Genomic DNA, 26,174 nt, shown 5'->3' on the forward strand with positions numbered 1-26,174 from the left:
ATGGTGATACCACGAGCTTTTTCTTCTGGTGCGTTATCGATCTGGTCGAATGCACGAGCAGAACCACCGTAGGTTTTTGCCAGAACGGTAGTGATTGCAGCGGTCAGCGTTGTTTTACCATGGTCAACGTGGCCGATAGTACCGACGTTAACGTGCGGTTTTGTACGTTCAAACTTTTCTTTAGACATCGATTGTCCCTCTAAGACACGGATAAATCGGTGATATCACCACATCAACCAGGCGAAATGCCTGAATTGTTGAATACAGTAAAATTGAAACAGAGAGAAACGGGAAGGAGAAGTGAAGTGGTGCTGATACCCAGAGTCGAACTGGGGACCTCACCCTTACCAAGGGTGCGCTCTACCAACTGAGCCATATCAGCACGTATTGGAGCGGGCAGCGGGAATCGAACCCGCATCATCAGCTTGGAAGGCTGAGGTAATAGCCATTATACGATGCCCGCATCCTGAAACTCGGCTACCCAGTTCTTTCTGTAACAAAAAAAGAGATTTCTCTCTTTTTCAGTTTGAGCTGGCTAATTTTTCCAACCAGCTCCGGCGGCATTTACGCTGCCAGAAAGTGGTGGTGGGGGAAGGATTCGAACCTTCGAAGTCTGTGACGGCAGATTTACAGTCTGCTCCCTTTGGCCGCTCGGGAACCCCACCGGACTTGATGGTGCCGACTACCGGAATCGAACTGGTGACCTACTGATTACAAGTCAGTTGCTCTACCTACTGAGCTAAGTCGGCATCAAGTAGCGCGCATTCTATGGATCCCTGCGCGGTCATGCAACTAAAAAATTGCATAAAACGTTCTTTCGCTCACATTTTATGCGAACAGCGGATCAAGCGCTGTAAAAGTAGTCATTCGAGGTCAAATAATCAACATATCAGCGTCATTTGCACCGTATTCACGGTAGCGTGACGGCATCCGCGTTACGCATCGCTTTCCATCTTTTTTCTTATTATTCGTGTCATCTGGTGTTAACCTCCTGCCCATTGTCCAAAATTAACTGTGTGATGAGCCACGGTCCGGCAGTATTGAGCGGGCTCACTGAAGCATGCTTATGAGCAAAAAAGAGCAAACGTTAATGACGCCTTATCTTCACTTTAACCGCAGCCAGTGGGCTGCCCTGCGTGATTCCGTCCCTATGACGCTGACGGAAGGTGAAATCGCACGGTTAAAAGGGATAAACGAAGATCTCTCCCTTGAAGAGGTGGCAGAAATTTATCTCCCCCTCTCTCGCTTGCTTAACTTCTATATCAGCTCGAACCTGCGCCGTCAGGCCGTGCTGGAGCAGTTTCTCGGGACGAACGGTCAACGCATTCCTTATATCATTAGTATCGCAGGCAGCGTGGCCGTGGGTAAAAGTACCACCGCGCGTGTTCTGCAGGCGCTGTTGAGCCGCTGGCCGGAACACCGCAGCGTGGAGCTGATCACGACGGACGGCTTCCTGCATCCAAACGAAGTATTAAAAGAACGCGGCCTGATGAAGAAGAAAGGCTTCCCGCTTTCTTATGATATGCACCGCCTGGTGAAATTCGTCTCTGACCTGAAATCCGGCGTGCCGCACGTCACGGCCCCCGTCTATTCTCACCTGATCTACGATCGCATCCCGGATGGGGATAAAACGGTGGTCCAGCCGGACATCCTGATTCTGGAGGGTCTGAACGTGCTGCAAAGCGGAATGGACTATCCTCACGATCCGCATCACGTATTCGTCTCGGATTTCGTCGACTTCTCTATTTATGTCGATGCGCCGGAAGAGCTGCTGCAGAACTGGTACATCAACCGCTTCCTGAAATTCCGCGAAGGGGCGTTCACCGATCCTGACTCTTACTTCCATAACTATGCGCAGCTCTCGAAAGAAGAGGCCATTAAGGTAGCCACCGGGCTGTGGAATGAGATCAACTACGTGAACCTCAAAGAGAACATCCTGCCGACGCGCGAGCGCGCGAGCCTGATCCTCACCAAGAGCGAGAAGCACGCCGTCGATCAGATTCGACTGCGGAAATAATCAAGCAGACATAAAAAAACCGGCTTTGCGCCGGTTTTTTCGTTATGCGTGTGGCTTCTCGCCATTTTCATCCTGATCGACGGCAAAGCAGGCCACCAGCTGGCCACCATAATCCTTCAGCTGCGGCTGGAGCTGGGTGCACGGACCAAAGCGACGGCTGCAGCGGGCGTTGAATGCACATCCCGGCGGTGGATTCAGCGGACTTGGCAGTTCCCCCGTCAGCTTAATACGCTCGCGACGATCGTCCGGGTTCAGACGCGGCGTCGCAGACAGCAGCGCCTGGGTATACGGGTGACGAGGGTTATTAAAGATCTGGTCTTTGGTCCCCTTCTCCACGCAGCGCCCCAGGTACATCACCATCACCTCATCGGCAATGTGTTCCACCACCGACAGGTCGTGGGAGATGAACACGTAAGACAGCCCCAGCTCCTGCTGCAGATCCATCATCAGGTTCAGCACCTGCGCACGCACGGATACGTCGAGCGCGGAGACCGGCTCATCGGCAATCACCACGTCCGGATCGAGCATCAGCCCGCGGGCGATAGCAATACGCTGACGCTGGCCGCCGGAGAACATGTGCGGATAACGATCGTAATGCTCGGTTTTAAGGCCAACCTTCGCCATCATCGCCAGCGCTTTTTCACGGCGCTGCTCTTTGCTCAGATTGCTGTTAATCAGCAGAGGCTCTTCCAGAATCTGCCCCACTTTCTTACGCGGGTTCAAAGAACCGTATGGGTTCTGGAACACAATCTGGATTTTCTGACGACGCAGCTTCTGCGCCTGCGGATCGTGCTTGAGCAGATCCTGCCCCTGATAATAGAGCTCGCCGCCGGTCGGCACTTCAATCATCGTCAGCAGACGGCCCAGCGTGGATTTACCGCAGCCCGACTCCCCCACCACCGCCAGCGTTTTACCGCGTTCGAGGTTAAAGGAGACGCCGTCCAGCGCTTTCACCAGGCGTTCAGGAGCAAACAGCCCCTTTTTCACCGGGTAGTATTTTTTCAGATCGATGGCCTGCAGCAGCGGCTGTTGCGTGGTGGCCTGTTGCGTACTCATAGTGTTGGCCTCCCGGCATCATCGAGTGGGTAGTGGCATTTCGACTGACGACCGTCAACAAGCGTGTTCAGCTCTGGCTCTTCTGCCCGGCACTTGTCCGTCGCATACGGACAGCGCGGATTAAGCAGACAGCCCTGCGGACGGTCATATTTACCCGGTACCACACCCGGCAGCGACGCCAGGCGCGCTTTGTCCTGGGCAAACTCCGGCAGCGCGCGTAAAAGCGCCTGGGTATACGGGTGACGCGGCGCGCGGAAAATATCGTGCGAACTCCCGGCCTCGACCACCTGGCCGGCATACATCACGATAATCTTGTGCGCGGCTTCGGCCACCAGCGCCAGATCGTGCGTAATCAGCACCAGCGCCATATTCTCTTTCTGCTGCAGCTCCAGCAGCAGCTCGATGATTTGCGCCTGAATGGTCACGTCCAGCGCAGTGGTCGGCTCATCCGCAATCAGCAGTTTGGGTCGACAGGCAATTGCCATGGCGATCATCACGCGCTGGCTCATCCCACCGGAAAGCTGGTGCGGGTAAACGTCCAGACGCGACGCCGGGTCGGGAATACCCACCTGGTTCAGCAGGTCGATCGCGCGCTGGCGACGGGTTTTCTTATTCCCGCCCTGATGCACCTTAATCGCTTCCATAATCTGGAAACCCACGGTGTAGCACGGGTTAAGGCTGGTCATCGGGTCCTGGAAAATCATCGCCACTTCGGCGCCCACCAGCTGGCGGCGCTGTTTTTCAGAAATGCGCTTCAGATCCTGACCGTTGAACTGCAGGTTTTCCGCCATCACGCGGCCCGGGTAATCAATCAGCCCCATGATCGCCAACGAGCTCACTGACTTACCGGAACCGGACTCCCCGACAATGCCCACCACTTCGCCCTGATTTACGCTGTAGCTGATGCGGTCCACGGCGCGAAACGGGGTGCCCTCGTCACCGAAGTGCACCGATAATTTATCTACATTTAATAACGCCATCTCGTGCCTCTTACTGCTTCAGTTTGGGATCAAGCGCATCACGCAGGCCATCACCCATCAGGTTAAATGCCAGCACCGTCAGCAGGATTGCCAGACCCGGGAAGGTGACAACCCACCAGGCGCTTTGTGCGAACTGCAACACGTCGGAGAGCATGGTGCCCCATTCCGGCGTTGGCGGCTGCGCACCCATGCCCAGGAAGCCAAGAGCGGCCATATCAAGAATGGCGTTAGAGAAACCGAGCGACGCCTGAACAATCAGCGGCGCAAGGCAGTTCGGGAAGATATTGACGAACATCTGGCGCATCGCCCCGGCCCCCGCCACGCGAGACGCGGTGACGTAGTCGCGGTTCACTTCCACCAGCACCGCCGCACGGGTTAAGCGCACGTAGTGGGGAAGCGCCACGAAGGTCAACGCCAGCGCGGCGTTACCAATCGACGGACCGAAGATCGCCACCAGCACCAGCGCCAGCAGCAGGCTTGGCAGCGCCAGCATGATGTCGACGATACGCATGATGATGTTATCAACGATGCCGCCGAAGTAGCCGGCAACCAGGCCGAGAACGATCCCCATGATCAGGGACAGCACCACCACCAGGCAGCCGACCAGCAGCGACAGGCGCGCGCCGTACATCAGGCGCGACAGCACGTCGCGGCCCACGTCATCGGTACCTAACAGGTGCGCCAGGCTACCGCCATCCTGCCACGCAGGCGGGGCGAGCAGCGCATCGCGGAACTGGTCCGCCGGGTTATGCGGTGCGAGGACGTTCGCAAACACCGCAATCAGGATCATGATAACGACATACACCAGCCCTACCACCGCGCCTTTATTGCGCTTGAAATAGTGCCAGAACTCCTGCAGCGGCGTCATTGGAACCGGTGCAGCGACCACTTTATTTTGAGTAACTTGTGACATGATGGCCCCTTACTTCTTATGACGAATACGCGGGTTCACCACGCCGTACAGCAAATCGACCAGCAGGTTGACGAGGATAATCATCGTCGCGACCAGCAGCACGCCGCCCTGCACAACCGGATAGTCACGGCGCTGCAGCGCGTCAATCAGCCAGCGTCCAAGACCCGGCCAGGAGAAGATGGTTTCGGTCAGGATCGCCCCCGCCAGCAGCGTCCCCACCTGGAGACCGATCACGGTCACTACCGGCAGCATGGCGTTACGCAGCGCATGGACGATGATGACCCGCATACGCGTCAGGCCCTTGGCGCGCGCGGTGCGGATATAATCCTCGCCCAGCACCTCCAGCATCGATGAACGGGTCATACGCACGATCACCGCCAGAGGAATGGTGCCCAGCACCATGGCAGGCAGGATCATGTGCGCCACGGCGTCAATGAAGTTGCCCTCTTCGCCCCAGATAGCCGTATCAATCAGCATAAAGCCGGTGAGCGGGTTGGAGTCATCCAGGAAGACCATATCGCTGACGCGCCCGGAGACCGGCGTCAGGTTAAGCTGCACCGAGACGAGCATGATCAGCATCATGCCCCACCAGAAAATAGGCATGGAGTAACCGGTCAGCGCCAGGCCCACGGCGGTATGGTCAAAAATAGAACCACGCTTGACGGCAGCCAGTACCCCGACAGGAATACCCACCGCAGTGGCGAAAATCATTGCGCAGACGCCAAGCTCGAGCGTCGCTTTAAAGCGCGGCACGAACTCGTCCCACACCGGAAGACGGCTTTTCAGCGAAATCCCTAAGTCACCGTGCAACACGCCCCAGATATAGTGGAGGTACTGCTGCCACATCGGCTTATCGAGACCGAGTTCCGCCAGCAGCTGTGCATGGCGCTCAGGGGAAATACCACGCTCGCCCGCCATAATCATTACCGGGTCGCCGGGGATCATATGGACGAAGGCAAAAGTGAGAAGGGTGATACCGATAAACGTGGGGATAACAAGTCCCAGACGTCGGAGGATGAACTGCAACATAACCCGGATTCTCTCTGATGACGCACGACCAGTGGCGTGGCGTCTGCATTGCTCAAAAATGTAAATTCCCTCTCCCATTGGGAGAGGGTTAGGGTGAGGGGATGCATGCACGCCCCTCACCCCTGCCCTCTCCCAGAGGGAGAGGGAGAACACCCTACTTATTATTCAACAGATACGTTTTCGAAGTGGTGTTTGCCGAGTGGATCAACCACGTAGCCCTTCACTTCTTTACGCACTGGCTCGTACACGGTGGAGTGAGCAACAATCAGCGCCGGAGCCTGATCGTGCATAACAACCTGTGCCTGCTTGTACAGCTCAATACGTTTGTTGTGATCGTCGGTCGCACGCGCCGGCTGGATCAGGTCTTCAAACGGCTTGTAGCACCAGCGGGAGTAGTTAGAACCGTCTTTCGCTGCAGCACAGCTGAACAGGGTAGCGAAGAAGTTGTCCGGATCCCCGTTATCACCGGTCCAGCCCATCATCACCGCCTGGTGCTCACCCGCTTTGGCGCGCTTCAGGTACTCGCCCCACTCGTAGGTGACAATCTTGGCCTGTACGCCAACCTTCGCCCAGTCGGCCTGAACCATTTCCGCCATACGGCGTGCGTTCGGGTTGTACGGACGCTGTACCGGCATCGCCCACAGCTCAACGGTAAAGCCTTTATCCTGACCCGCTTCTTTCAGCAGCGCTTTCGCTTTCTCAGGATCGTAGGTGTAGTCCTTAACGTCGTCGTTATAGCCCCACATGGTTGGTGGGATCAGGTTCTTGGCAGCAACGCCCGCGCCCTGGTAAACGGCTTTGATGATTGCTTCTTTGTTCACCGCGTAGGTCAGCGCCTGACGCACCTTCACGTCATCAAACGGTTTCTTCTCGGTGTTGAAGGAGAGATAGCCCACGTTCAGGCCCGCCTGCTCCATCAGGTTGATGTTCTTGTCCTGCTTCATGCGCGCGATGTCAGCCGGGTTCGGGAATGGCATCACCTGGCACTCGTTTTTCTGCAGCTTGGCATAACGCACGGAAGCGTCAGGCGTTATGGAGAAGACCAGACGGTCAATCTGCGGCTTGGTGCCCCAGTAACCAGGGAAGGCTTTATACAGAATGCGGGAGTCTTTCTGGTACTGCAGCAGCTGGAACGGACCGGTACCAATTGGGTTCAGGTCCACTTTCTCCGGCGTGCCGGCTTTCAGCATATTGTCCGCATACTCTTTAGAGAGAATAGAGGCAAAGTCCATGGCCAGATCGGCCAGGAATGGCGATTCAGGACGCGTCAGGACGAACTGAACGGTGTTATCGTCCACTTTTTTCACTTCTGAGATCAGGTCTGGCAGACCCATCCCTTCGAAGTACTCATAGCTGCCGCCAGACACTTTGTGATACGGGTTCTGGGCATTTTTCTGACGGTCGAAGGAGAACACGACGTCGTCGGCGTTAAAGTCACGCGTCGGTTTGAAGTCCTTGCTGTCCTGCCACTTCACGCCCTGGCGCAGGTGGAAGGTATAGGTCTTACCGTCTTCGCTGATATCCCACTTCTCAGCCAGACCCGGAATCACTTCCGTGGTGCCAATTTTGAATTCAACCAGACGGTTATAGATCGGTACGGAGCTTGCGTCGTACGTCGTACCAGAGGTAAAGAGCTGTGGGTTAAAGCCTTCCGGCGAGCCTTCAGAACAGTAAACCAGGGTTTTTGCCTGTACGCTTGCTGCCACGGTCATAGCCACCAGGCTCAGACCAAGCTTCAGCATCCCTGACTTCTTCAAGGAAATACTCATTATTCTGCTCCAATGTGATGTTTTGCTTTGTTGTGTTACGCCGCCAGACCTTTATTTATTTTTTACCCGGTCCGGTCGGTGGTGCCCGAAGGCAGTAAAGGGATGGAGAATCCTTTCAGAAGAGCGTTTGAGTTGCAGCGCAGATCGTCCCTGAAATGCCCCTCATGCCCTACAATCTGTCAACAGAATGTGAAAACGTCAATACAGGTGACGGGCATTTACGCTGAGTGTGAGAAACCGCAAACAAAGATTAAAAAAACTCTATGCGCCAGTTTTCAGCAGGGAAATTTATGCTACTCGCCATCTTGCAGCACAACTATCTTCATATTTCGCAACAATCAGTGATTAACTTTTATTCAGAATGGGTAAATTTTCTTGCAGAATGGTGATTATCTGAGCACTAAATACCGCGAACGTTAAAACGCACAGCGAAAAATGCTGAGGTTATCCATAAGTAACGCGAAAAAAGATCAATCTATATATAAAAAAATACAATGGATTATGTCACAAAATCGTTAACAGGCAGGCTTAAGCGAGGATAAGGGACATTTTGGGCAGTCGGGTTGAGTAACCCGCTAATGCAAAAAGGGCTAACCTTGCGGTTAGCCCTTTTCAGAATGTGGTCGGCGAGAGAGGATTCGAACCTCCGACCCACTGGTCCCAAACCAGTTGCGCTACCAAGCTGCGCTACTCGCCGAATGCGGAGCGCATCTTACTGCTGAGGTGCGCCCCCGTCAATCCCTTATTTTCAAAAAGCCATTCAACTGGCGATATTCTCGCCAGAGCAGCTACTGCGCGGCTTTTGCGGTGTTATCAGGGAGTTTACACCAGTTGTTGTTTTCGTTAATCCCACCGTTAGGTGAGGTATAGCCGAGACAACCCATAATGGTGTCGTACAGCTCAACGTGACGACGCGGCACCTTCATCTCCGCCTCTTTCTTCAGCTGAGCAAACATCTTCGCCTTCTCCGGATTCTCCAGATACTTATCCGACATCCACATGATCATCGGCACGCGGAACTGCTCCGGCGGCGCCAGCTTGCGCGGCGTACCGTGCAAATGCTCTTTCTCGTTGATGGATTCACCGTGGTCTGCAGCGTAAATCACAATCGCTTTTTTATCGCGCAGCTGGTCGATGACCCGGCTCAGGAAGGTATCCACGTACAGCACCGAGTTATCATAGGCATTGATCAGCTCCTGCTTGCTGCAGTCATTATTAATGCCTACGCACTCGGGCTGCCACTTCGCGAAATCACGCGTGTAGCGCTGGTAATAGCTGTAATGCGACCCTTTGGTGTGCAGAATAATCAGATGCTTACCCTGTGGATGGCTTTTGAGGGACTCCGACATCTCTTTCAGCAGCAGCATGTCGTCGACGTTTTTACCGCGGTTACGCGGCTCGGCGCCAATCTGCTCGCGGTACGCGATGTTGTCTGCCAGGGTGTTGGTGTAGAACCACATCTCACTTTGCATGGCGAACAGGTCAGCGCTAAACCCAAGCTGCTTCAGCACGGCAAACACGTTTTGCTCTTTCAGCGTGCGCTGCGGATTATCGCTCGCACCGCCCTCACGCACAAACATGCAGCGCAGCGAGAGCTTCGTTGCGGTATCGCAGGAGTAGCCCCGATAGGCCACCAGGTTCTTTTCCTGCGCCAGCTTCGGCGTGGTATCCCGGTCATAGCCCAGAATGCCCATATGGTCCCAGCGCGTCGTTTCGCCGATAACAAAGACGACGTAGGTATCATCCAGGCCGTCAGACGGTGCCTGATAGGTGAATTTTTTAGTTGGGTTAATCAGTGATTTCACATCGCCGGACTCATCCGCCTGTGCCCAGGCATACAAGCCTAGCGCGGACAGCCAGTTAGACGGCAGATAGGAGTTTGCCACCACGCCGCCATAGCTTGGCATATCCACGCCCGTCGCTTTCTCAATGCGTTTTTGCTGCGTTTCCATCAGGCGAATAGGCGCCCATACCAGCAGACCGGCTAGCAGGACGACGACGATATTGCGGATCCGCTGTCCGCGCGTGCGCAGCTGGCGTAACAGCGTATAGCGGCACGTATTGCTCCAGATAAAGAACAGCGGGATGAGACAGGTTAAAACCGTCCAGACGATAAAGCCTTTCCCAACCACCTCTTTTGAGAGGTCGATATCGGTAGTCATCACCGAGGCGACGATACCGTAACCAATGACCACGTTCATAAAGGTCATGTAATAGCTTGCGGCAGCAGAAATAATCACCACCAGCGAGGCCAGGATTTGCCACGGACGTCGGCCAAAGAGAGAGAGCAGGCGTAACAGGAAAAAGGTCGCCAGAACGGAACCAAACACTTCAATTGCCGCGAAAATCCCATTTCTTACGGTGAGGTGTTCAAAATAACCTTCCACTCTTCTGAACAGCACCGCGCCATTCAGAAACAAACCAATATAGACAGCCAGCATTAAACACAATCTTTGCTGGGTAAGAGACCTAATATATTTCATGCAAACAACCCTGGGGGAAGGGGTATAAAAACCCGCTGAATCTCATCGAGAAAGCAGACAGAGTAAGTAAATGCGTAAGGAAGCGTTCTAAGAAACGTTTACAAGCGCCGTAAGTAGACCACAGCGGGAGAGAAAAGTGGCAGCAGAGAGTGTGATCGGGATAAATTTTTACAAAATATCGCGGCGGGAAGTGTCTCACATAAAGAAAAAAGAGGCCGCGGAGGCCTCTTTCATTCAGCTTAAGCATGCACCTCTTTGAAGACTTCACGCTGCGGCTGGCGAATCGTAGTGGAGAGCGCCAGTGAGATAATCAGCAGAGCAAATATCACGCAGAAGGTCACGTAGAACCCGCCGAACAGAGAAGCAATCAGCGAGCCGCAGATACTGCCGATCCCGAAGCCCAGATAGATAACACCGTAGTTTTTCGCCAGATTGTTCAGGCCAAAGAACTCGCTCACCAGTGACGGGAAAACGGTAATCGTGCCGCCGAAGTTGAAGGCCACGCAGGCAATCGCCGCGAAGAAGGTGGCTTCATTCAGCGGAGCGAACAGCAGGGCCGCCATCCCGACCAGCGAAACCACCTGCCCAAGGGTAATTACGCGGATGCGGGCGATTTTGTCAGACAGAATGCCGAGCACCAGGCGGCCAGAAAGGTTAGCAATGGAGATCACGGTCACCGCATTGGCCGCCGTGGCCGCATCCAGCTTCACCATCCCCTGCGCGATATCCTTCGCGACGCCGATAACGTACAGGCCGCTCATGCAGGCGGTCAGGAACATCACCGCCAGCATCCAGTACTGCGGCTTACGCATGGACTGCGCGAGGGTAAAGTCGTTCTCTACCACGCCGTTAACGGATTTCACCTCCTGCTGCGGCGCATCGGTCATCAGCGTGGCGCCGAACAGAATCATCACCAACACGATGGCACCCCAGATCATAAAGGTTTTTTCGAGGCCAACGGACGCCAGCAGATGGGAATCGATAAATTTGAAGCCGAGGCTGCCCAGGCCATAAGAGCCGATGGCAAACGCGGAGATTAAACCTTTACGCTCCGGGAACCACTTCACGCAGTTCGACAGGGTCAGCAGGTAGCCTGCGCCATCGGCCAGCCCCACCAGCACGCCGGCGCTTAGCCACAGCATCATCAGGTTGCTGGAGTGCGCCGTCAGGAAAAAGCCCAGCCCCAGCAGAATGCCGGATGCCATGGTCACGCGCTTCACGCCGAAACGCTCCTGCAGCTTGCCCGCGACGGAAGACGAAATCGCCAGGCCCAGGCTCAGCAGACCAAAGGAGAACGCAACCTGGCTCACCGGTGCGCCAAGCTTGTCGGAAAGCGCGCTGTTAAACAGGCTCCAGGTATAGACCGAACCCAGCGCAAACTGGGTAACGATGGTGCCAAAGAGCGTGAGCCAGCGCGTGCGGTTATAAGTTGATGTCTTCATGGCAGTTGTCCTGCAGGAGAAATTAAGGAAGTTCGCTGAGGACAACGATAAATAAAACCTTAATACGCCAGGGGTAAAACGGCATGAAATGCAGGGAGAACGGAATGAAATGCCTGGAATCGGGAATGAATGACCTGGTGCGGGAATAAAGCGACAGCGTGTGAGTACCTGCTATCGCTGTAAAGCCTGCAGCTATTGTATTCGAGATGTTATCGTGACGTTTAAAAAAATAACAACTCTAGAAATTCGCGCTGACGCCGAGGGTGTATAAAAACTCCTCGCCGGTGGTGGTGTGCTCCCCCTGAGCCAGCGACGCATAGGCAGCCATGTGCGTATTAAACGGAATATCCGTACCGACGGTGACGTCCATCCAGCTACCGTTTTGGGCGGGGGCTGGCGTCTGCGGCATGCCAAACTGCGATTTCCACTGGTTTTCACCAAACTGCTGGTTATAGCTAATCTGCGCCCAGGGGCGAAGCTCGCCGTACTGGGTATTCACGCGCCACCCCAGCGTGCTGACGCTGGCATGCCAGAGCGGGTCGATGAGCGCCTGCGTCGACGCGCTATCACCAAACTCGTTGATCATCATGGGCGCCGTGCCGTCGTACCGCCACGCCACCACCGGCCCGGTGGTGATACGCGCGGAAACGGGAAAATTCCAGCCCGCGCTCATTGCCCCTTCCGTCGCGCTGCCGGACGGTAAATTCAGGGCAAGACCCGGCGCGCTTTGCGAGGACTGAATACGCTCAGCCAGAATATCCTCATAACGCGGTTGGTGATCCGCGTCCCATGTATAGCGCTCCGCCGTATTATTTTGGGCGTCTGAAACGATATATTCCTGTTGCCATGCAGACGCTGTATTACAAAAAAACAGGCAGACAGAAATTCCCACCAGGCCAGAAGCAGCATGGCGACCACTGATTTTTTTTATCATCATCAACGCGACCCCAGAGAGAGCCGAATTCGGCGATATTTGTCGTTATTCAGGAAGAGCTTAAGAGCACATAGCCCTGTATTAACTATTGTCTTTATAGTAAACACGTCAAGCCGGTCAGAACGAAATTTTTGCGAAATCAGTATCAATAAGGGAGAAGACGGATGGAACGTTGCGGTTGGGTAAGCCAGGATCAGCTTTATATCGACTATCACGATCGGGAATGGGGCGTGCCGCAAACGGATGGCAAAAAGCTCTTTGAGATGATCTGCCTGGAGGGCCAGCAGGCGGGATTATCGTGGATTACGGTGCTGAAGAAACGCGAAAACTACCGCAACGCCTTCCATCAGTTCGATCCTGTCGCCGTGGCCGCAATGACCCATGAGGACGTGGAACGGCTGGTGCAGGATGCCGGTATCATCCGCCATCGCGGTAAGATCCAGGCCATCATCGGCAACGCACGCGCTTATCTGGCGATGGAGCAAAACGGCGAACCGTTCTCAGAATTTGTCTGGACGTTTGTGAACAACGCGCCGCAGCTCACCCGGGCCGCCACGCTGGCGGAGATCCCTGCCTCCACCCCGGCCTCGGATGCGCTCTCGAAGGCCCTGAAAAAACGCGGCTTTAAGTTTGTCGGCTCCACCATCTGCTACGCCTTTATGCAGGCCTGTGGCTTGGTCAACGACCACGTTACCGGCTGCTTCTGTCATCCGGGAGGTCATCATGATCCGCAAATGGCAAAATGAGAATACCGCGCCGCTTCTGAGCCTGTGGCTTGAAAGCACCACGGAAGCGCATCCGTTTATCGCGCCGGGTTACTGGAAAGAGAACGAGGCCATGGTGCGGGACGTTTACCTGCCGTCGGCGGAAACCTGGGTCTGGGAACAGGACGGCGAACCGTGCGGATTTATCAGCGTGATGCAGTCTCAGTTTGTCGGCGCCCTGTTTGTGGCGCCGTCATGCATCGGGAAAGGCATCGGGCGCGCGCTGCTGAACCATGTTCAACAGCGCTTCCCGCACCTCACTCTGGAGGTGTACCAGAAAAACGTGCGGGCGGTGAATTTCTACCATGCTCAGGGCTTTCGCATTGAAGACAGCGCCTGGCAGGATGACACGCAGCACCCGACGTGGATCATGAGCTGGCAGGCGGATCAAACGCCGTTAAGGTAAGCTCGGGCCCCTGATATTTCTCGACCCAGGCCAGCGCCGTATTCCCTGCGCAACCGTTCCCCAGCTTCGAGCTGGGGAGATCTTTGGTCAGCACGTTAACCGCGCCGTTTTTACAGATCCCGCCTTCGGCGAGATCGAGGTCAGGCCATGCGCCCTGATGAATGCAGATCACGCCCGGCTTAATCCCGTCGCTCACCACCGCCCCTGCCAGCACCTGCCCGCGCGCGTTCCAGACGCGCACCACGTCGCCGTCCGCAATCCCGCGGGCTTTTGCGTCATGGGTATTCAGCGTGATCGGCTCTCGCCCGGCGACCGCATACCGCTCGCGCAGGGACGTATAGTTAAGCTGGCTGTGCAGACGGTGCGCGGGGTGCGCTGACAGCACCTGCAGCTGCTCCGGCTGGGCGTTGCCGTGCCACTCGTCCGGCTCGAGCCACATAGGATGCGGCGGACAGTCGGCGTAGCCAAAGCTGGCGATGCGCTCGCTGTAGATCACAATCTTGCCGCTCTCGGTTTTCAGCGGATGGTTCTCCGGGTCGCGGCGGAAATTCGCGAAACGGACAAACTGCGCGTTCTGTTCGCTCTCCGGCATTTCGATAATCTGGTTCGCCTCCCAGAACGCCGCAAAGGGCGGGAGCGTCACGCCCTGCGCCGCACCGCGCTGTCCGGCAATCTGGTAGAAAGTCTCCAGCCATTGCAGATCGTTTTTCCCTTCGGTAAAACGCGCGCGACCGCCCGCTTCCCACCGCTCGCTCAGCTCAGCAAACACGTCGAAATCATCACGCGCCTCGTCGCGCGGGGCCACCACGCGCTTCATCGGGACCATATGCTGATTGCTGTAGTCGCCGGTCATGGTGAGATCGTTCCGCTCAAACGAGGTGGTCGCCGGGAGTACGATATCGGCGTGTTTTGCCGAACCGGTCCAGAAGCACTCGGAGATCACCACCAGCTCCGGCTTTTGCCAGGCGCGGATCAGGCGATTGGTATCCTGATGGTGCGTGAAGTTCGACCCGCCCGCCCACCAGACAAACTTAATCTCCGGGAAGTGGCGGTCGAGACCGTTGTGCTGATAAAAACCGCCGGGATTTTCCAGCGCTTCCACGATCCGCGCCACCGGAATTTTATCCACGGCATCCACGCCGCCCTGCACCGAGCCTTGCAGAGACGCCAGCACCGCCGCTTTGCGCGTCGGGTTACCGCCGTTCGCAAAGTGATAGGAGAGACCAAAACCGCCGCCCGGCGTGCCGATCTGCCCAAGCATTGCGGCAAGGGTGACCAGCATCCAGTGCTTCTGCTCGCCAAACTGCTGGCGCTGCATCCCCCAGCCGGACATTAACATGGTGGTGTTTTTATAGAACAAAGCCGCCAGTTCACGGATTTTCTCCGCAGGAACGCCGCAAATATCTGCCGCCCATTCTGCCGTTTTCGCCACGCCATCGGACTGGCCCGTCAGGTAGTCGGCGAATTTATCAAAGCCGGTGGTACAGCGCGTCAGGAAGTCGGCATCGTGCCAGCCGTTTTCGACCAGCGTATGGGCGATACCCAGCATCATCGCCACGTCGGTGCCCATGTGGGGGGCGATCCACTCGGCGCTGTCGCCGAAGAAATCCAGGGTTTCAGAGCGCATCGGGTCAATGCAGATGATGCGCTTGCCGCTTTTGCGCAGCGCGTCGAAATAGCCAACGCCCTGCTCGTCGCTGGCATTCCAGGCAATTTTCAATGTGTTAAGGGGGTTAGCACTCCAGAGCACGACGACGTCAGTGTGCTTCAGCACCAGCGGCCAGCTGGTCTGCTGCTGGTACACTTCGTTTCCTCCCACGACGTACGGCATGATCGCCTGCGCCGCGCCGGTGGAGTAATCCCCCAGATGTCCGGTGTAGCCGCCCGCCAGGCTCATGTAGCGCTGCAGCAGCGTCGAGGCCTTATGCAGCACGCCGTTCGAACGCCAGCCGTAAGACCCGGCGAAAATGGACGACGGACCATAGCTGTCGCGAATGCGCTTGTGCTGGGCGTGGATCAGCGCCAGCGCGTCATCCCAGCTCACGCGAACAAACTCATCCTGACCGCGAATACCCTGAGGCTTGTCCGGCGAGGCCAGAAAACCTTTACGCACCATCGGCCAGCGCACGCGCGTTTTGCTGTGCACCTGATCGCGAACGACGGTCTGTAGCGAGTTGGGATGTTGGGTTGGCAGTGCTCCGCGGGACGACAGAACATTTTCGCCATCGGTTTCGACCAGCATCGGCCCCCAGTGGGCGGCGGTCAGAATGGTTTTCGTTGAGGTGCTCAAGCGTGCGCTCCTGGTTGCGTGCAGGTTTTACGGCCTTCTTGCTGAGGCCGTTTATGGTTTGTCACAAATTTCAGAGTTATACCCGGAATTTTCTCCGTATCTGGACGTCATAATCAACTGCCACGCTCGCCGTGGCAAAGAATAAAAAGGATTAAGGAAAGAAGATGAAAAAACGCGTACTCGTTATTGCCGCTCTGGTGAGCGGTGCTCTGGCTGTTTCTGGCTGCACAACCAACCCTTACACCGGTGAGCGCGAAGCGGGTAAATCCGGCATTGGCGCGGGTATCGGCTCGCTGGTCGGCGCAGGCGTTGGGGCACTCTCCTCCTCCAAGAAAGACCGCGGCAAAGGCGCGCTGATTGGCGCAGCGGCGGGCGCAGCGCTCGGCGGCGGCGTCGGCTATTACATGGACGTGCAGGAAGCGAAACTGCGCGACAAAATGAAGGGCACCGGCGTCAGCGTGACGCGCAGCGGCGATAACATCATCCTGAACATGCCAAACAACGTGACCTTCGACAGCAGCAGCGCAACGCTGAAACCGGCGGGAGCAAACACCCTGACCGGCGTGGCGATGGTGCTGAAAGAGTACAACAAGACCGCCGTGAACGTGATGGGCTACACCGACAGCACCGGCAGCCAGGATCTGAACATGCGTCTGTCCCAGCAGCGCGCCGACGCCGTGGCCAGCTCGCTGATTACCCAGGGCGTTGAAGCGAACCGCATCCGCACCAGCGGCATGGGCCCTGCCAACCCTATCGCCAGCAACAGCACGGCGGAAGGCAAAGCGCAGAACCGCCGCGTAGAGATTACGTTAAGCCCAATTCAGTAGGTAAAAACAAAACGGCAACGCTCGTTGCCGTTTTTAGTGGTTGCACCCTCTCCCGTGGGAGAGGGTTGGGGTGAGCGCGCCAGACCGACCCCCAAGTAAGCGCAGCGCCACCGGGCAAAGTGCTTGCTTCGTCCGATTTTCCCGCTAAGGTATTCTCACTAAATACAGGGAAATCAGCGATGAGCAAACCAGCCCGGGCCACCATCAGCGACGTGGCGAAAGCCGCCAAAACCGGTAAAACCAGCATTTCGCGCTACCTTAACGGCGAAAAACACCTGCTGTCCGATGCGTTGCTGGCGCGAATTGAACAAGCCATTGCCGATCTCGACTACCGTCCCAGCCTGATGGCGCGCGGGCTCAAACGTGGCCGCACTCGCCTTATCGGGCTGATTATCGCCGATATCACCAACCCCTACTCCGTTAACGTGCTCAGCGGGATCGAAGCCGCCTGTCGCGAGAAAGGCTTCACGCCGCTGGTCTGTAATACCAACAACGAGGTCGACCAGGAGCTGCACTATCTCGACCTGCTGCGCAGCTACCAGGTGGAAGGGATCGTGGTTAACGCCGTGGGCATGCGGGAAGAGGGGCTAAACCGCCTGCAGCAATCCTCCCTGCCGATGGTCCTCATCGACCGTAAAATTCCAGAATTTGCCTGCGATGTGGTCGGTCTGGACAACACCCAGGCCGCCACGACCGCCACCGAACATCTGATCGAACAGGGATTCGAGGCCATCCTGTTTCTGAGCGAGCCGTTAGGGATGGTCAACACCCGTCGCGAACGCCTGAGCGCATTTCGCGCCACGCTGGAGCGATATCCCGGCGTGATCGCCGAAAATGCCGAAACGCCGCTTCACGAAGCCGGGCAGCTCGACAACGCCCTGCGCCAGTTCCACACGCGCCACCGCGGGATGCGCAAAGCCGTTATCTCCGCCAACGGAGCGCTAACGCTTCAGGTCGCCCGATCCCTTAAGCGCATTGGCCTGCACTGGGGCAGCGATATCGGCCTGCTGGGGTTTGATGAACTGGAGTGGGCGGAGCTGGCCGGCGTCGGCATTACCACCCTCAAACAGCCCACCTGGCAGATTGGCTATGCTGCTGTTGAACAGGTGGTTCGTCGCATTGAAGGCACCAGCGAGGCCGTTCGCGAGCAGGTCTTCTCCGGCGAGCTGATCGTTCGCGGCTCTACCGCGCGTTAATTATCCCTTGTGATACCGATCATAAATTCAACATCCTGACCTTTCCTTTGGAACCGGTTCCATCTAGCGTAATAGTATTGATATGTTGCGATGGAGTCCGAAGATGGGCAGGAAAATTATGGTGGTTACCGCCGCGTACGGTGCGGAACAGGTGCGACAGGCGGGCGGTCAGCGGGCAATGCTTCCCGTTATTGCGGGTGCGGGCGCCGACGGCGTGGAGATCCGCCGGGAGCTGTTCAACAGCGAAGAGCTGCTGGCGCTGTCCGCGCTGGGAGAATCCATTGAGCTGCTGGGCCTGCTGGCGTGCTACTCAGCGCCCGCCGCCCTGTTTATGCCCGACGGCACCCTCAACCCGGACCTGCCCCGCTATCTCTCCGAGGCCAGCACCCTGAACGCCCTGTGGCTGAAGGTTTCTCTGGGCCATTTCCGCGACGCGCAGCCTCTCGACGCCCTGCGTACCCTGCTGAACGCAAGCGGCATGGCGCTGGTCGTGGAGAACGATCAGACCGACTGCGGACAGCTTGCGCCGATGCAGCGCTTCCAGGCCGCCAGCCGCGAAATGGCGCTCCCCGTCACGCTGACCTTCGACATGGGCAACTGGCTGTGGGTGGGCGACTCCCCCGAAGAAGCCGCACGCCACCTGGCCCCTGCGGTGAGCTATATCCACGTTAAGGCCGCCGTGCCGCATAAAGACAACTTCCGCGCCGTGGCGCCGGACCGTGCCGATGGCCGCTGGCTTGATCTGCTCGACCAGCTGCCTGCCGATGCCCCGCGCGGTATCGAGTTCCCGCTGGAAGGGGCGGATCTCACCGCCGTGACCCGCCATTACGTCAACCTGCTGCGCGAGGAGTAAACCATGCACAAGACGCTGGATGTCATCACGATTGGCGAAGCCATGGCGATGTTTGTCGCCACCGAAACGGGCGAGCTGAGCGCGGTAGAGCACTTTATCAAACGCGTGGCGGGCGCAGAGCTGAACGTCGCAACCGGCCTGGCGCGTCTCGGCCTGAACGTGGGCTGGGTCAGCCGCGTGGGGGACGACAGCTTTGGCCATTTTGTTCTCGATTCGCTGAAAAAAGAGGGGATTGATGCCGCGGGCGTCACCCTTGATGGACGCTTCCCTACCGGCTTTCAGCTTAAATCCAAAGTCGAAAATGGAACCGATCCCATCGTGGAGTATTTCCGCAAAGGATCGGCCGCCAGCCGCCTCTCGGTAGAGGACTATCACGCCGACTATTTCGCCTCTGCACGCCACCTGCATCTGAGCGGCGTGGCGGCGGCGCTCTCAGCCAGCTCGTACGACCTGCTGGATCATGCGGCAACGACAATGAAGTCGCAGGGTAAAACGATCTCTTTCGATCCGAATTTGCGCCCGGTGCTGTGGAAGAGCGAAACGGAAATGGTCGAGAAGCTCAACCGCCTGGCGTTCAGGGCGGACTGGGTTCTGCCGGGCCTGAAAGAAGGAACGATCCTGACCGGCGAAAGCACGCCGGAAGGCATTGCCGATTTTTACCTGAATAAAGGGGTTAAAGCGGTAGTGCTGAAGACCGGTGCCGACGGCGCGTGGTTTAAAACCGCCAGCGGCGAACAGGGCGCGGTCGCGGCGGTGAAGGTTGAGAACGTGGTCGACACCGTCGGCGCGGGCGATGGCTTTGCCGTGGGCGTCATTAGCGCCCTGCTGGAAGGCAAAACGCTGCCGCAGGCCGTCGCGCGCGGAAACAAGATTGGCTCGCTTGCCATTCAGGTGCAGGGCGACAGCGAAGGATTACCCACACGAGCAGAGCTTAACGAATAAACATTCCCCTCACCCCGGCCCTCTCCCCAGGGGGGAGAGGGAGCAAGTCATTCCCTCGCCCCTTTGGGGAGAGGGTTAGGGTGAGGGGAGCATAAACCGCACTCAACAAAACAAGCCACCGTGTACCCTACAGACAACGGCGGTAACAACCTCAACAACAGAGGCAAGCCTATGAACAGTTCGACCAATGCAGTAAAACGCTGGTGGTACATCATGCCAATCGTGTTTATCACGTACAGCCTGGCGTACCTCGATCGTGCCAACTTCAGCTTCGCGTCCGCGGCGGGGATCACCGAAGACCTCGGGATCACTAAGGGCGTTTCATCCCTGTTGGGCGCCCTCTTCTTCCTGGGCTACTTCTTCTTCCAGATCCCCGGCGCGATTTACGCCGAACGCCGCAGCGTGCGTAAGCTGATCTTCGTCTGCCTGATCCTGTGGGGCGCCTGCGCGTCGCTAACCGGCGTGGTGAACAATATTCCTGCCCTGGCCGCCATTCGGTTTATCCTCGGCGTCGTTGAGGCGGCGGTCATGCCGGCGATGCTGATCTACATCAGCAACTGGTTTACCAAATCTGAACGCTCGCGCGCGAATACCTTCCTGATCCTCGGTAATCCGGTCACGGTGCTGTGGATGTCGGTGGTATCGGGCTATCTGATCCAGTCCTTCGGCTGGCGCGAAATGTTTATCATCGAAGGGGTGCCGGCAGTGATCTGGGCATTCTGCTGGTGGGTGCTGGTAAAAGATAAGCCTGCCCAGGCGAAATGGCTTTCCGAAGATGAAAAAGCGGCGCTGCAGGCGCAGCTGGACAAAGAACAGCAGGGTCTGAAGGCGGTACGTAACTACGGTGAAGCCTTCCGCTCGCGTAACGTAATCCTGCTCTGCGCGCAGTATTTTACCTGGAGCATTGGCGTGTACGGCTTTGTGCTGTGGCTGCCGTCGATTATCCGCAGCGGCGGCGAGAACCTGGGCATGGTCGAAGTGGGCTGGCTCTCTTCAGTACCGTATCTGGCCGCGACCATCGCCATGATCGTCGCCTCGTGGGCGTCGGATAAGCTGCAAAACCGCAAGCTGTTCGTCTGGCCGCTGCTGCTGATCGCTGCCTTTGCGTTCATTGGCTCCTGGGCCGTAGGTGCGAACCACTTCTGGGCCTCTTATACCCTGCTGGTCATTGCCGGTGCGGCCATGTACGCCCCGTACGGACCGTTCTTTGCCATCATCCCGGAAATGCTGCCGCGTAACGTGGCGGGCGGCGCGATGGCGCTGATTAACAGCATGGGCGCGCTGGGTTCGTTCTGCGGCTCCTGGTTCGTGGGGTACCTGAACGGTGCCACCGGCAGTCCGTCCGCATCGTACATCTTTATGGGGGTGGCGCTTTTCGCCTCGGTGTGGCTTACTCTGATTGTTAAGCCTGCTAATAATCAACAGCACCCAGTCGGCGCACGCCACGCCTGAATCCTTAAAAATCAACGGAGATTAGCATGAAGCCGTCCGTCATTTTGTATAAAGCCCTGCCGGAAGATCTGCAGAAACGCCTGGAAGAACACTTCACCGTCACGCAGGTGAAGGACCTGCGCCCGGAGACCGTGGCGCAGCACGCCGACGCGTTCGCCAGCGCCGAAGGCCTGCTGGGTTCAAGCGAGAAAGTGGATATCGCCCTGCTGGAGAAAATGCCGAAGCTTCGTGCGACCTCCACCGTTTCCGTGGGCTACGACAACTTCGACGTGGAGGCCCTGAACGCCCGCAGGATCCTGCTGATGCATACGCCACATGCCCTGACGGAAACCGTGGCCGACACGCTGATGGCGCTGGTGCTCACTACGGCCCGTCGCGTGGTGGAAGTCGCCGAACGCGTCAAAGCGGGCGAATGGACAAAAAGCATTGGCCCGGACTGGTTCGGCGTGGACGTTCACGGCAAAACGCTGGGGATTGTGGGCATGGGGCGTATCGGGCTGGCGCTGGCACAGCGGGCGCATTTTGGCTTCAACATGCCGATACTGTACAACGCGCGCCGCCATCACGATGAAGCCGAAGAACGCTTCAACGCGCGCTACTGCGAGCTGGATACCCTGCTGCAGGAAGCCGATTTTGTCTGCCTGATCCTGCCGTTAACGGACGAAACGCGTCACCTGATCGGCAAAACCGCGTTTGAAAAAATGAAGAAATCCGCCATTTTCATCAACGCGGGTCGTGGCCCGGTGGTGGACGAGCAGGCGCTGATTGAAGCGCTGCAAAACGGTGAGATCCACGCCGCAGGTCTGGACGTCTTTGAGCAGGAGCCGCTGCCGGTAGATTCGCCACTGCTGACCATGCCAAACGTCGTTGCCCTGCCCCACATCGGCTCTGCCACGCACGAGACGCGCTACAACATGGCGGCGACGGCAGTAGACAACCTTATAGCCGCGCTGGGTAGAAAGGTGGATAAGAACTGCGTGAACCCGCAGGTCCAGCAGTAGAAACGAAAAAACCCGCCAGAAGGCGGGTTTTTGAATTTTGTGCTACTGGGTTGGAAGCTTACAGGCTTACAACGTTACCAGCTGCTGGGCCTTTAGCGCCGCTTTCGATGGTGAAGGACACTTTCTGACCTTCGTCCAGAGATTTGTAGCCATCGTTCTGGATAGCAGAGAAGTGTACGAACACGTCTTTAGAGCCGTCGTCAGGAGTGATGAAGCCGAAACCTTTATCAGCGTTGAACCATTTTACCAGACCAGTCATTTTAGCAGACATAGAATTACCTTAATTAACAAATATATTGTGCCTTCCGGCTTGATGGATTGCGTTACAGATTTTTAAGCGATGAAGGAAGGGTCACTACGAAGGGTATCTATGGATAACAATCTGGACTGCTTAACTAAACTGCTTTAGGTCTGTGTAACAAACCGACGGGGATAGTTATACCGATGTGGTAGCGTAATGACAAGCGTTATTTTCAATATGAATAAAAAACCCCGCCGGAAGCGGGGTTTTCGGTTTATTCTGTGGCCGCGACTGCGGCGCTCCAGGCCTGGCTGAAGGCCTGATGCTGGGAGGCCAGCGGCCCAATCAGCGTATTGTACTGGCTTGCCTGCTGCGAGGTCGGGAACTGAATGCCGTTCGCAACAAAGCTCACCTGCGTATTCTGCTGGGCGATAAAGTCGCCCACCTGAACCAGCTGCTGCGTGAAGATTTGCGCGGCCGGGATCAGCGGTTGCAGCGCTTCAGAAGGCTTAGTCACCACTTTCTCATACACTTTGTCGAAGACCGGCTTGAGATCGTCACCCTGCTTCAGGGCAGAACGTGACGCGTCAGCCTGCATTTTCGCATTCTGTAGCTGCTGGCTCAGCACGCCAAGCGCACCGTTAGACTGGCGAAGCGGTTCACGCTGCGTCACATAATCCTGCGGAACGCGGATGGCGTTTACGCTATCTACGACCGGGCGGATACCGGAATCCATCGCCTGGCTCACCTGCTGTGAATACCCATAAAGAATGGCGTAATCGGACACGAAGGGACCAAACTGTTTTTTCTGATCCGCAGTCAGCGTCGGTAACCGCTCGCCGCTGCGCATCACTGTATTCTGCAGAAAATCGATAAACGCTTTGCGCTGATCGCCTTCTTTATCAAAACACCCACTCAGGCTAACAACCATCAACAACGCCGCAATAGGCGCAAACCAGCGAGAGCAGGACTTTCCTGTCGCCATTTTATTACTCCTTTCACCCAAAAAAGCGCACACCGGCACACGCGTGCCCGACGGCTTACAAGGATAGTCCAGGTCAGCCTTGCAAGATACTTTTTTCATGCAAAACGGCTATTGCCGATTTATTTCTTACCATTTACAAAAAAATACCTGACGACGCCGACGTATGACTAATCAGGGAATTAGCATAACTGTCCATATTGCTGAATCGGGTAAAGCGATCGTTACCGCACGATTAATCACACCCGTGACGATCCTGGGTTAACATTAGGGGCTATTCTTAATTGGCTCTCTGATGTTCTTGATCACGATGTGAGATTTAAGAGGAGTCCTCAATGGAATATAAAGATCCTGAGTTTGAGCTGCTGAGCAGCCTGGAACAGATCGTTTTTAAAGATGTACCGCAGACGATTACCCTGCAGCAAAAATCCAATCCCTTTACAGAATACGAGCAATTGCGCAAAGGGACAGGGCTGAAGACCGAAGAATTCGCCAGAGCGATGGGTGTCAGCGTGGCGATGGTGCAGGAGTGGGAGTCAAAACGAGAGAAACCCACCCCAACCGAGCTAAAGCTGATGAGCCTGATTCAGGCTAACCCTGCACTCAGCAAACAGATAGCGTAGTAACGTTTGAACGCCCCCGCCTTTGCGGGGGCTTGTGTTTACAGGCTTTCGCAATGCCAGCCCGCCTCTTCCCACACCAGCTCATGCGTTAACGTTAAGCCTCTTAAAAAAGCCTCATCGTGTGATACCACCACCAGCGCGCCGGGAAAACCGGCCAACGCCGCTTCAATGGCCTCGACCGAGGCCAGATCCAGATGGTTGGTCGGTTCATCCAGCAGCAGAAGCTGCGTGGCCTCCGCGCGCCACAGCACGCAGGCCAGCGCGGCCTTAAGGCGCTCGCCGCCGCTGAGTGCCGCCAGCGGGAGCGTCACCTTATCAACACCTAGCTGAAGCTGCGCTAACCGCGTTCGTAGCACGCCCTCTTCCAGCGGCGTATGGCTCAAGTTGAGATGCGTCATAACCGACTGCGAAAGATCGAGACGGGAGAGATGCTGGTCGAGATAGGCGCAGCTGACTGAAACCTTACAGGTGCCCGAACGGGGGGCAATCTCGCCGAGAAGGGTTTTTAACAGCGTCGATTTTCCGCAGCCGTTCGGTCCCTTTAACGCCACGCGCATCGGTCCATCCATCCGCCAGCTTAGCGGAGGAACAGGCACATGCGGCAGCACCAGATTTTCCAGCACCAGCACCTGCTTTCCGTCCGGGATCTGACTCCCCGGCAGGGTGAACATCACCGGGTTATCGTCCTCAACCCGCTCACGCGCCTTGTTTACCGCGGCGTTCAGGGCCTCATTTTGCTCGCTGTGCTGCTTTTTCCAGGAGCCGATCCGCTCCTTTGCCGCGCCTTTATATTTGACGCGTTCGAATGACGCGATATTCAGGGTATCGACGGTACGCAAAGTTTTTGCCGAACGCCGCTGACTGTCATCATGCTCTTTCTGCATGCGCGCGCGGGTGCGTTTGCGCTCCGTGGCCGCGTGCTCCAGCGCCGCGCGGGCCGCCTGCTGTTCGGCATCGCGCTGGGTTTGATAATCCGCATAATTCCCGCCATAGCTGCGCAGGCCAGCGCGACTCAGCTCCAGAATTCGCGGTACCTGAGCCAGCAGCTCGCGGTCATGGGAGGCCACCAGCACGCCGCCCTGATAACGGGCAAGCTGGTCGTAGAACCACGCCCGGCCCTGTCGATCCAGATGGTTAGTGGGCTCGTCCAGCAGCATAAAATCCGCGTTAGCCGTAAACGCCCCGCACAGCAGGGCGCGGATGCGCTCGCCGCCGCTGAGTTCACCGGCAGGTTTATTTGGGTCAAACGGTGGGAGCTTCGCAGTCGTAAACGCCTCGCTCAGGCGTTCTGCTAAATCCCAGAAGCCATCAAGCGTTTCCAGATCATCAGGCTGATACCCTCCGCTGTCGATACGCGCTCGCGCCGCGAAGATGGCTTCGTACCCGAGCAGCTCAGCGAGCGTCGTATCCGGCAAAATGTCCTGCTGCTGCGCCACATAGACCTGCGTTCCGGTACGTTCGATATGCCCGCCTGCCGGTTCATCAAGCCCCGCCAGCAGGCGCAGCAGACGCGTTTTCCCGCTGCCGTTGCGGCCAACCAGCGCGCACAGGGCGGGTTCCAGTGAAAGATTCAGCGGACCAAAGAGGGTATCGCCCGTCGGAAACTGACAGGTGACCTGATGCAGAATAAAAGAAGGGGACTGCGCAAAATGAGCCATAAGCACTCCTGAATGAAATCAAAACATCCCCTGCCGACGCGGTGGCGTTTAGTAGCAAGGATCGAAATTCATCAGTCGTGTTTGTTCATTTTTGGGGGGCGCTCCAGGGCGAGAACGTTATCTGGAGTAAGGATAGCGGTAATGGGTTGACCATTTCAAGGTTAAATTTTGGACGACTTATACTCCCTCTCCCTTTGGGCTGAGGGATCCCCACAAATTAATGCGAGCAGTGAACAATCCCCTCGCCCCTTTGGGGTGTACGGTCCGGGGACATGGTAGACAGGTGTTCGGGGACATGGTGAACACTTTTTAACAT

Annotated in this window: 23 protein-coding genes and 5 tRNA genes; 10 read left to right on the forward strand and 18 right to left on the reverse strand. The window is 56.7% G+C overall.

What is annotated here, in order from left to right; all coding sequences use genetic code 11:
* The 5 genes from L6R44_RS23960 to L6R44_RS23980 all read right to left on the reverse strand — a co-directional run.
* The coding region (locus L6R44_RS23960; protein ID WP_044347782.1) for a GTP-binding protein at nucleotides 1–188 on the reverse strand (188 nt) is incomplete at its 3' end.
* A 118-nt stretch (nucleotides 189–306) separates the two neighbouring features.
* Nucleotides 307–382 (reverse strand) — tRNA-Thr (locus L6R44_RS23965).
* Between the two features lie 6 nt (nucleotides 383–388).
* Nucleotides 389–463 (reverse strand) — tRNA-Gly (locus L6R44_RS23970).
* Between the two features lie 117 nt (nucleotides 464–580).
* A tRNA-Tyr gene (locus L6R44_RS23975) sits at nucleotides 581–665 on the reverse strand.
* An 8-nt stretch (nucleotides 666–673) separates the two neighbouring features.
* A tRNA-Thr gene (locus L6R44_RS23980) sits at nucleotides 674–749 on the reverse strand.
* Between the two features lie 317 nt (nucleotides 750–1,066).
* Between L6R44_RS23980 and coaA the strand changes: the two genes are divergently transcribed.
* Nucleotides 1,067–2,017 (forward strand): type I pantothenate kinase, encoded by a 951-nt coding sequence (gene coaA / locus L6R44_RS23985; protein WP_032644495.1) that lies wholly within the window; start codon nucleotides 1,067–1,069, stop codon nucleotides 2,015–2,017.
* A gap of 42 nt (nucleotides 2,018–2,059) precedes the next feature.
* Here coaA and dppF read toward each other — a convergent pair whose 3' ends face one another.
* The 9 genes from dppF to L6R44_RS24030 form a co-directional block, all read right to left on the reverse strand.
* Nucleotides 2,060–3,073 carry a dipeptide ABC transporter ATP-binding subunit DppF gene (gene dppF, locus L6R44_RS23990; protein WP_032644494.1) on the reverse strand — a complete coding sequence of 338 codons (1,014 nt, stop codon included), beginning with the start codon at nucleotides 3,071–3,073 and terminating at the stop codon, nucleotides 2,060–2,062.
* The gene (gene dppD / locus L6R44_RS23995) at nucleotides 3,070–4,053 is read right to left on the reverse strand and encodes a dipeptide ABC transporter ATP-binding protein (RefSeq protein WP_237425604.1); all 984 of its coding nucleotides are present in this window, start codon (nucleotides 4,051–4,053) and stop codon (nucleotides 3,070–3,072) included. Before dppD ends, dppF begins: the two co-directional genes overlap by 4 nt.
* A gap of 10 nt (nucleotides 4,054–4,063) precedes the next feature.
* Nucleotides 4,064–4,966, reverse strand: a complete 903-nt coding sequence (gene dppC, locus L6R44_RS24000; protein ID WP_032644492.1) for a dipeptide ABC transporter permease DppC — start codon at nucleotides 4,964–4,966, stop codon at nucleotides 4,064–4,066.
* Between the two features lie 9 nt (nucleotides 4,967–4,975).
* Entirely contained in the window at nucleotides 4,976–5,995 is a 1,020-nt protein-coding gene (gene dppB, locus L6R44_RS24005) for a dipeptide ABC transporter permease DppB (RefSeq protein WP_023334097.1), read from the reverse strand.
* A 161-nt stretch (nucleotides 5,996–6,156) separates the two neighbouring features.
* Nucleotides 6,157–7,764 carry a dipeptide ABC transporter periplasmic-binding protein DppA gene (dppA, locus tag L6R44_RS24010; RefSeq protein WP_032644491.1) on the reverse strand — a complete coding sequence of 536 codons (1,608 nt, stop codon included), beginning with the start codon at nucleotides 7,762–7,764 and terminating at the stop codon, nucleotides 6,157–6,159.
* Nucleotides 7,765–8,384: 620 nt separating this feature from the next.
* A tRNA-Pro gene (locus tag L6R44_RS24015) sits at nucleotides 8,385–8,461 on the reverse strand.
* Nucleotides 8,462–8,552: 91 nt separating this feature from the next.
* Nucleotides 8,553–10,247, reverse strand: a complete 1,695-nt coding sequence (gene eptB, locus L6R44_RS24020; protein ID WP_032644490.1) for a kdo(2)-lipid A phosphoethanolamine 7''-transferase — start codon at nucleotides 10,245–10,247, stop codon at nucleotides 8,553–8,555.
* A 239-nt stretch (nucleotides 10,248–10,486) separates the two neighbouring features.
* A complete protein-coding gene (locus L6R44_RS24025; RefSeq protein ID WP_032644489.1) occupies nucleotides 10,487–11,689 on the reverse strand; it encodes an L-lactate MFS transporter in 1,203 nt (400 codons plus the stop codon).
* A gap of 238 nt (nucleotides 11,690–11,927) precedes the next feature.
* The gene (locus tag L6R44_RS24030) at nucleotides 11,928–12,626 is read right to left on the reverse strand and encodes an autotransporter domain-containing protein (RefSeq protein WP_032644488.1); all 699 of its coding nucleotides are present in this window, start codon (nucleotides 12,624–12,626) and stop codon (nucleotides 11,928–11,930) included.
* Between the two features lie 161 nt (nucleotides 12,627–12,787).
* Between L6R44_RS24030 and tag the strand changes: the two genes are divergently transcribed.
* Both tag and L6R44_RS24040 read left to right on the forward strand, forming a co-directional pair.
* On the forward strand, nucleotides 12,788–13,369 hold the full coding sequence (gene tag / locus L6R44_RS24035) for a DNA-3-methyladenine glycosylase I (protein WP_237425605.1): 582 nt from the start codon (nucleotides 12,788–12,790) through the stop codon (nucleotides 13,367–13,369).
* A complete protein-coding gene (locus tag L6R44_RS24040; protein WP_237425606.1) occupies nucleotides 13,347–13,793 on the forward strand; it encodes an N-acetyltransferase in 447 nt (148 codons plus the stop codon). The genes tag and L6R44_RS24040 overlap by 23 nt, the downstream gene beginning before the upstream one ends.
* Here L6R44_RS24040 and L6R44_RS24045 read toward each other — a convergent pair.
* Nucleotides 13,756–16,035 carry a molybdopterin guanine dinucleotide-containing S/N-oxide reductase gene (locus L6R44_RS24045; protein ID WP_237425611.1) on the reverse strand — a complete coding sequence of 760 codons (2,280 nt, stop codon included), beginning with the start codon at nucleotides 16,033–16,035 and terminating at the stop codon, nucleotides 13,756–13,758. The two genes, L6R44_RS24040 and L6R44_RS24045, sit on opposite strands and share 38 nt — an antisense overlap.
* A gap of 212 nt (nucleotides 16,036–16,247) precedes the next feature.
* Here L6R44_RS24045 and L6R44_RS24050 point away from each other — a divergent pair, with 212 nt between their 5' ends.
* From L6R44_RS24050 to ghrB, 6 genes are all read left to right on the forward strand, one after another.
* Nucleotides 16,248–16,910 (forward strand): OmpA family lipoprotein, encoded by a 663-nt coding sequence (locus L6R44_RS24050; protein WP_024909080.1) that lies wholly within the window; start codon nucleotides 16,248–16,250, stop codon nucleotides 16,908–16,910.
* A 179-nt stretch (nucleotides 16,911–17,089) separates the two neighbouring features.
* Entirely contained in the window at nucleotides 17,090–18,106 is a 1,017-nt protein-coding gene (locus tag L6R44_RS24055; RefSeq protein WP_032644483.1) for a LacI family DNA-binding transcriptional regulator, read from the forward strand.
* 103 nt (nucleotides 18,107–18,209) lie between these two features.
* Nucleotides 18,210–18,959 (forward strand): sugar phosphate isomerase/epimerase family protein, encoded by a 750-nt coding sequence (locus L6R44_RS24060; RefSeq protein ID WP_237425607.1) that lies wholly within the window; start codon nucleotides 18,210–18,212, stop codon nucleotides 18,957–18,959.
* A 3-nt stretch (nucleotides 18,960–18,962) separates the two neighbouring features.
* Entirely contained in the window at nucleotides 18,963–19,901 is a 939-nt protein-coding gene (locus tag L6R44_RS24065; RefSeq protein WP_237425608.1) for a sugar kinase, read from the forward strand.
* A gap of 171 nt (nucleotides 19,902–20,072) precedes the next feature.
* Complete coding sequence (locus L6R44_RS24070; protein WP_032644480.1) at nucleotides 20,073–21,353, forward strand: MFS transporter; 1,281 nt, start codon at nucleotides 20,073–20,075, stop codon at nucleotides 21,351–21,353.
* Between the two features lie 26 nt (nucleotides 21,354–21,379).
* Nucleotides 21,380–22,354, forward strand: coding sequence for a glyoxylate/hydroxypyruvate reductase GhrB (gene ghrB, locus L6R44_RS24075; RefSeq protein ID WP_237425609.1), 975 nt, complete (start codon nucleotides 21,380–21,382; stop codon nucleotides 22,352–22,354).
* Nucleotides 22,355–22,412: 58 nt separating this feature from the next.
* Here ghrB and cspE read toward each other — a convergent pair whose 3' ends face one another.
* The gene (cspE, locus tag L6R44_RS24080; protein ID WP_003860775.1) at nucleotides 22,413–22,625 is read right to left on the reverse strand and encodes a transcription antiterminator/RNA stability regulator CspE; all 213 of its coding nucleotides are present in this window, start codon (nucleotides 22,623–22,625) and stop codon (nucleotides 22,413–22,415) included.
* A 244-nt stretch (nucleotides 22,626–22,869) separates the two neighbouring features.
* On the reverse strand, nucleotides 22,870–23,580 hold the full coding sequence (locus L6R44_RS24085) for a DUF3053 domain-containing protein (RefSeq protein WP_032644478.1): 711 nt from the start codon (nucleotides 23,578–23,580) through the stop codon (nucleotides 22,870–22,872).
* Nucleotides 23,581–23,912: 332 nt separating this feature from the next.
* On the opposite strand from L6R44_RS24085, the gene L6R44_RS24090 reads away from it, so the two are divergent.
* Nucleotides 23,913–24,200: an HTH-type transcriptional regulator gene (locus L6R44_RS24090; RefSeq protein WP_032644477.1), complete on the forward strand. Its 288-nt coding sequence runs from the start codon at nucleotides 23,913–23,915 to the stop codon at nucleotides 24,198–24,200.
* Between the two features lie 38 nt (nucleotides 24,201–24,238).
* Here the strand turns inward: L6R44_RS24090 and L6R44_RS24095 are convergent, their stop codons facing one another.
* On the reverse strand, nucleotides 24,239–25,858 hold the full coding sequence (locus tag L6R44_RS24095) for an ABC-F family ATP-binding cassette domain-containing protein (RefSeq protein WP_237425610.1): 1,620 nt from the start codon (nucleotides 25,856–25,858) through the stop codon (nucleotides 24,239–24,241).
* Between the last annotated feature and the right edge of the window lie 316 nt (nucleotides 25,859–26,174).

The organism is Enterobacter cloacae complex sp. ECC445, assembly GCF_021892025.1.
GTDB lineage: Bacteria > Pseudomonadota > Gammaproteobacteria > Enterobacterales > Enterobacteriaceae > Enterobacter > Enterobacter chengduensis.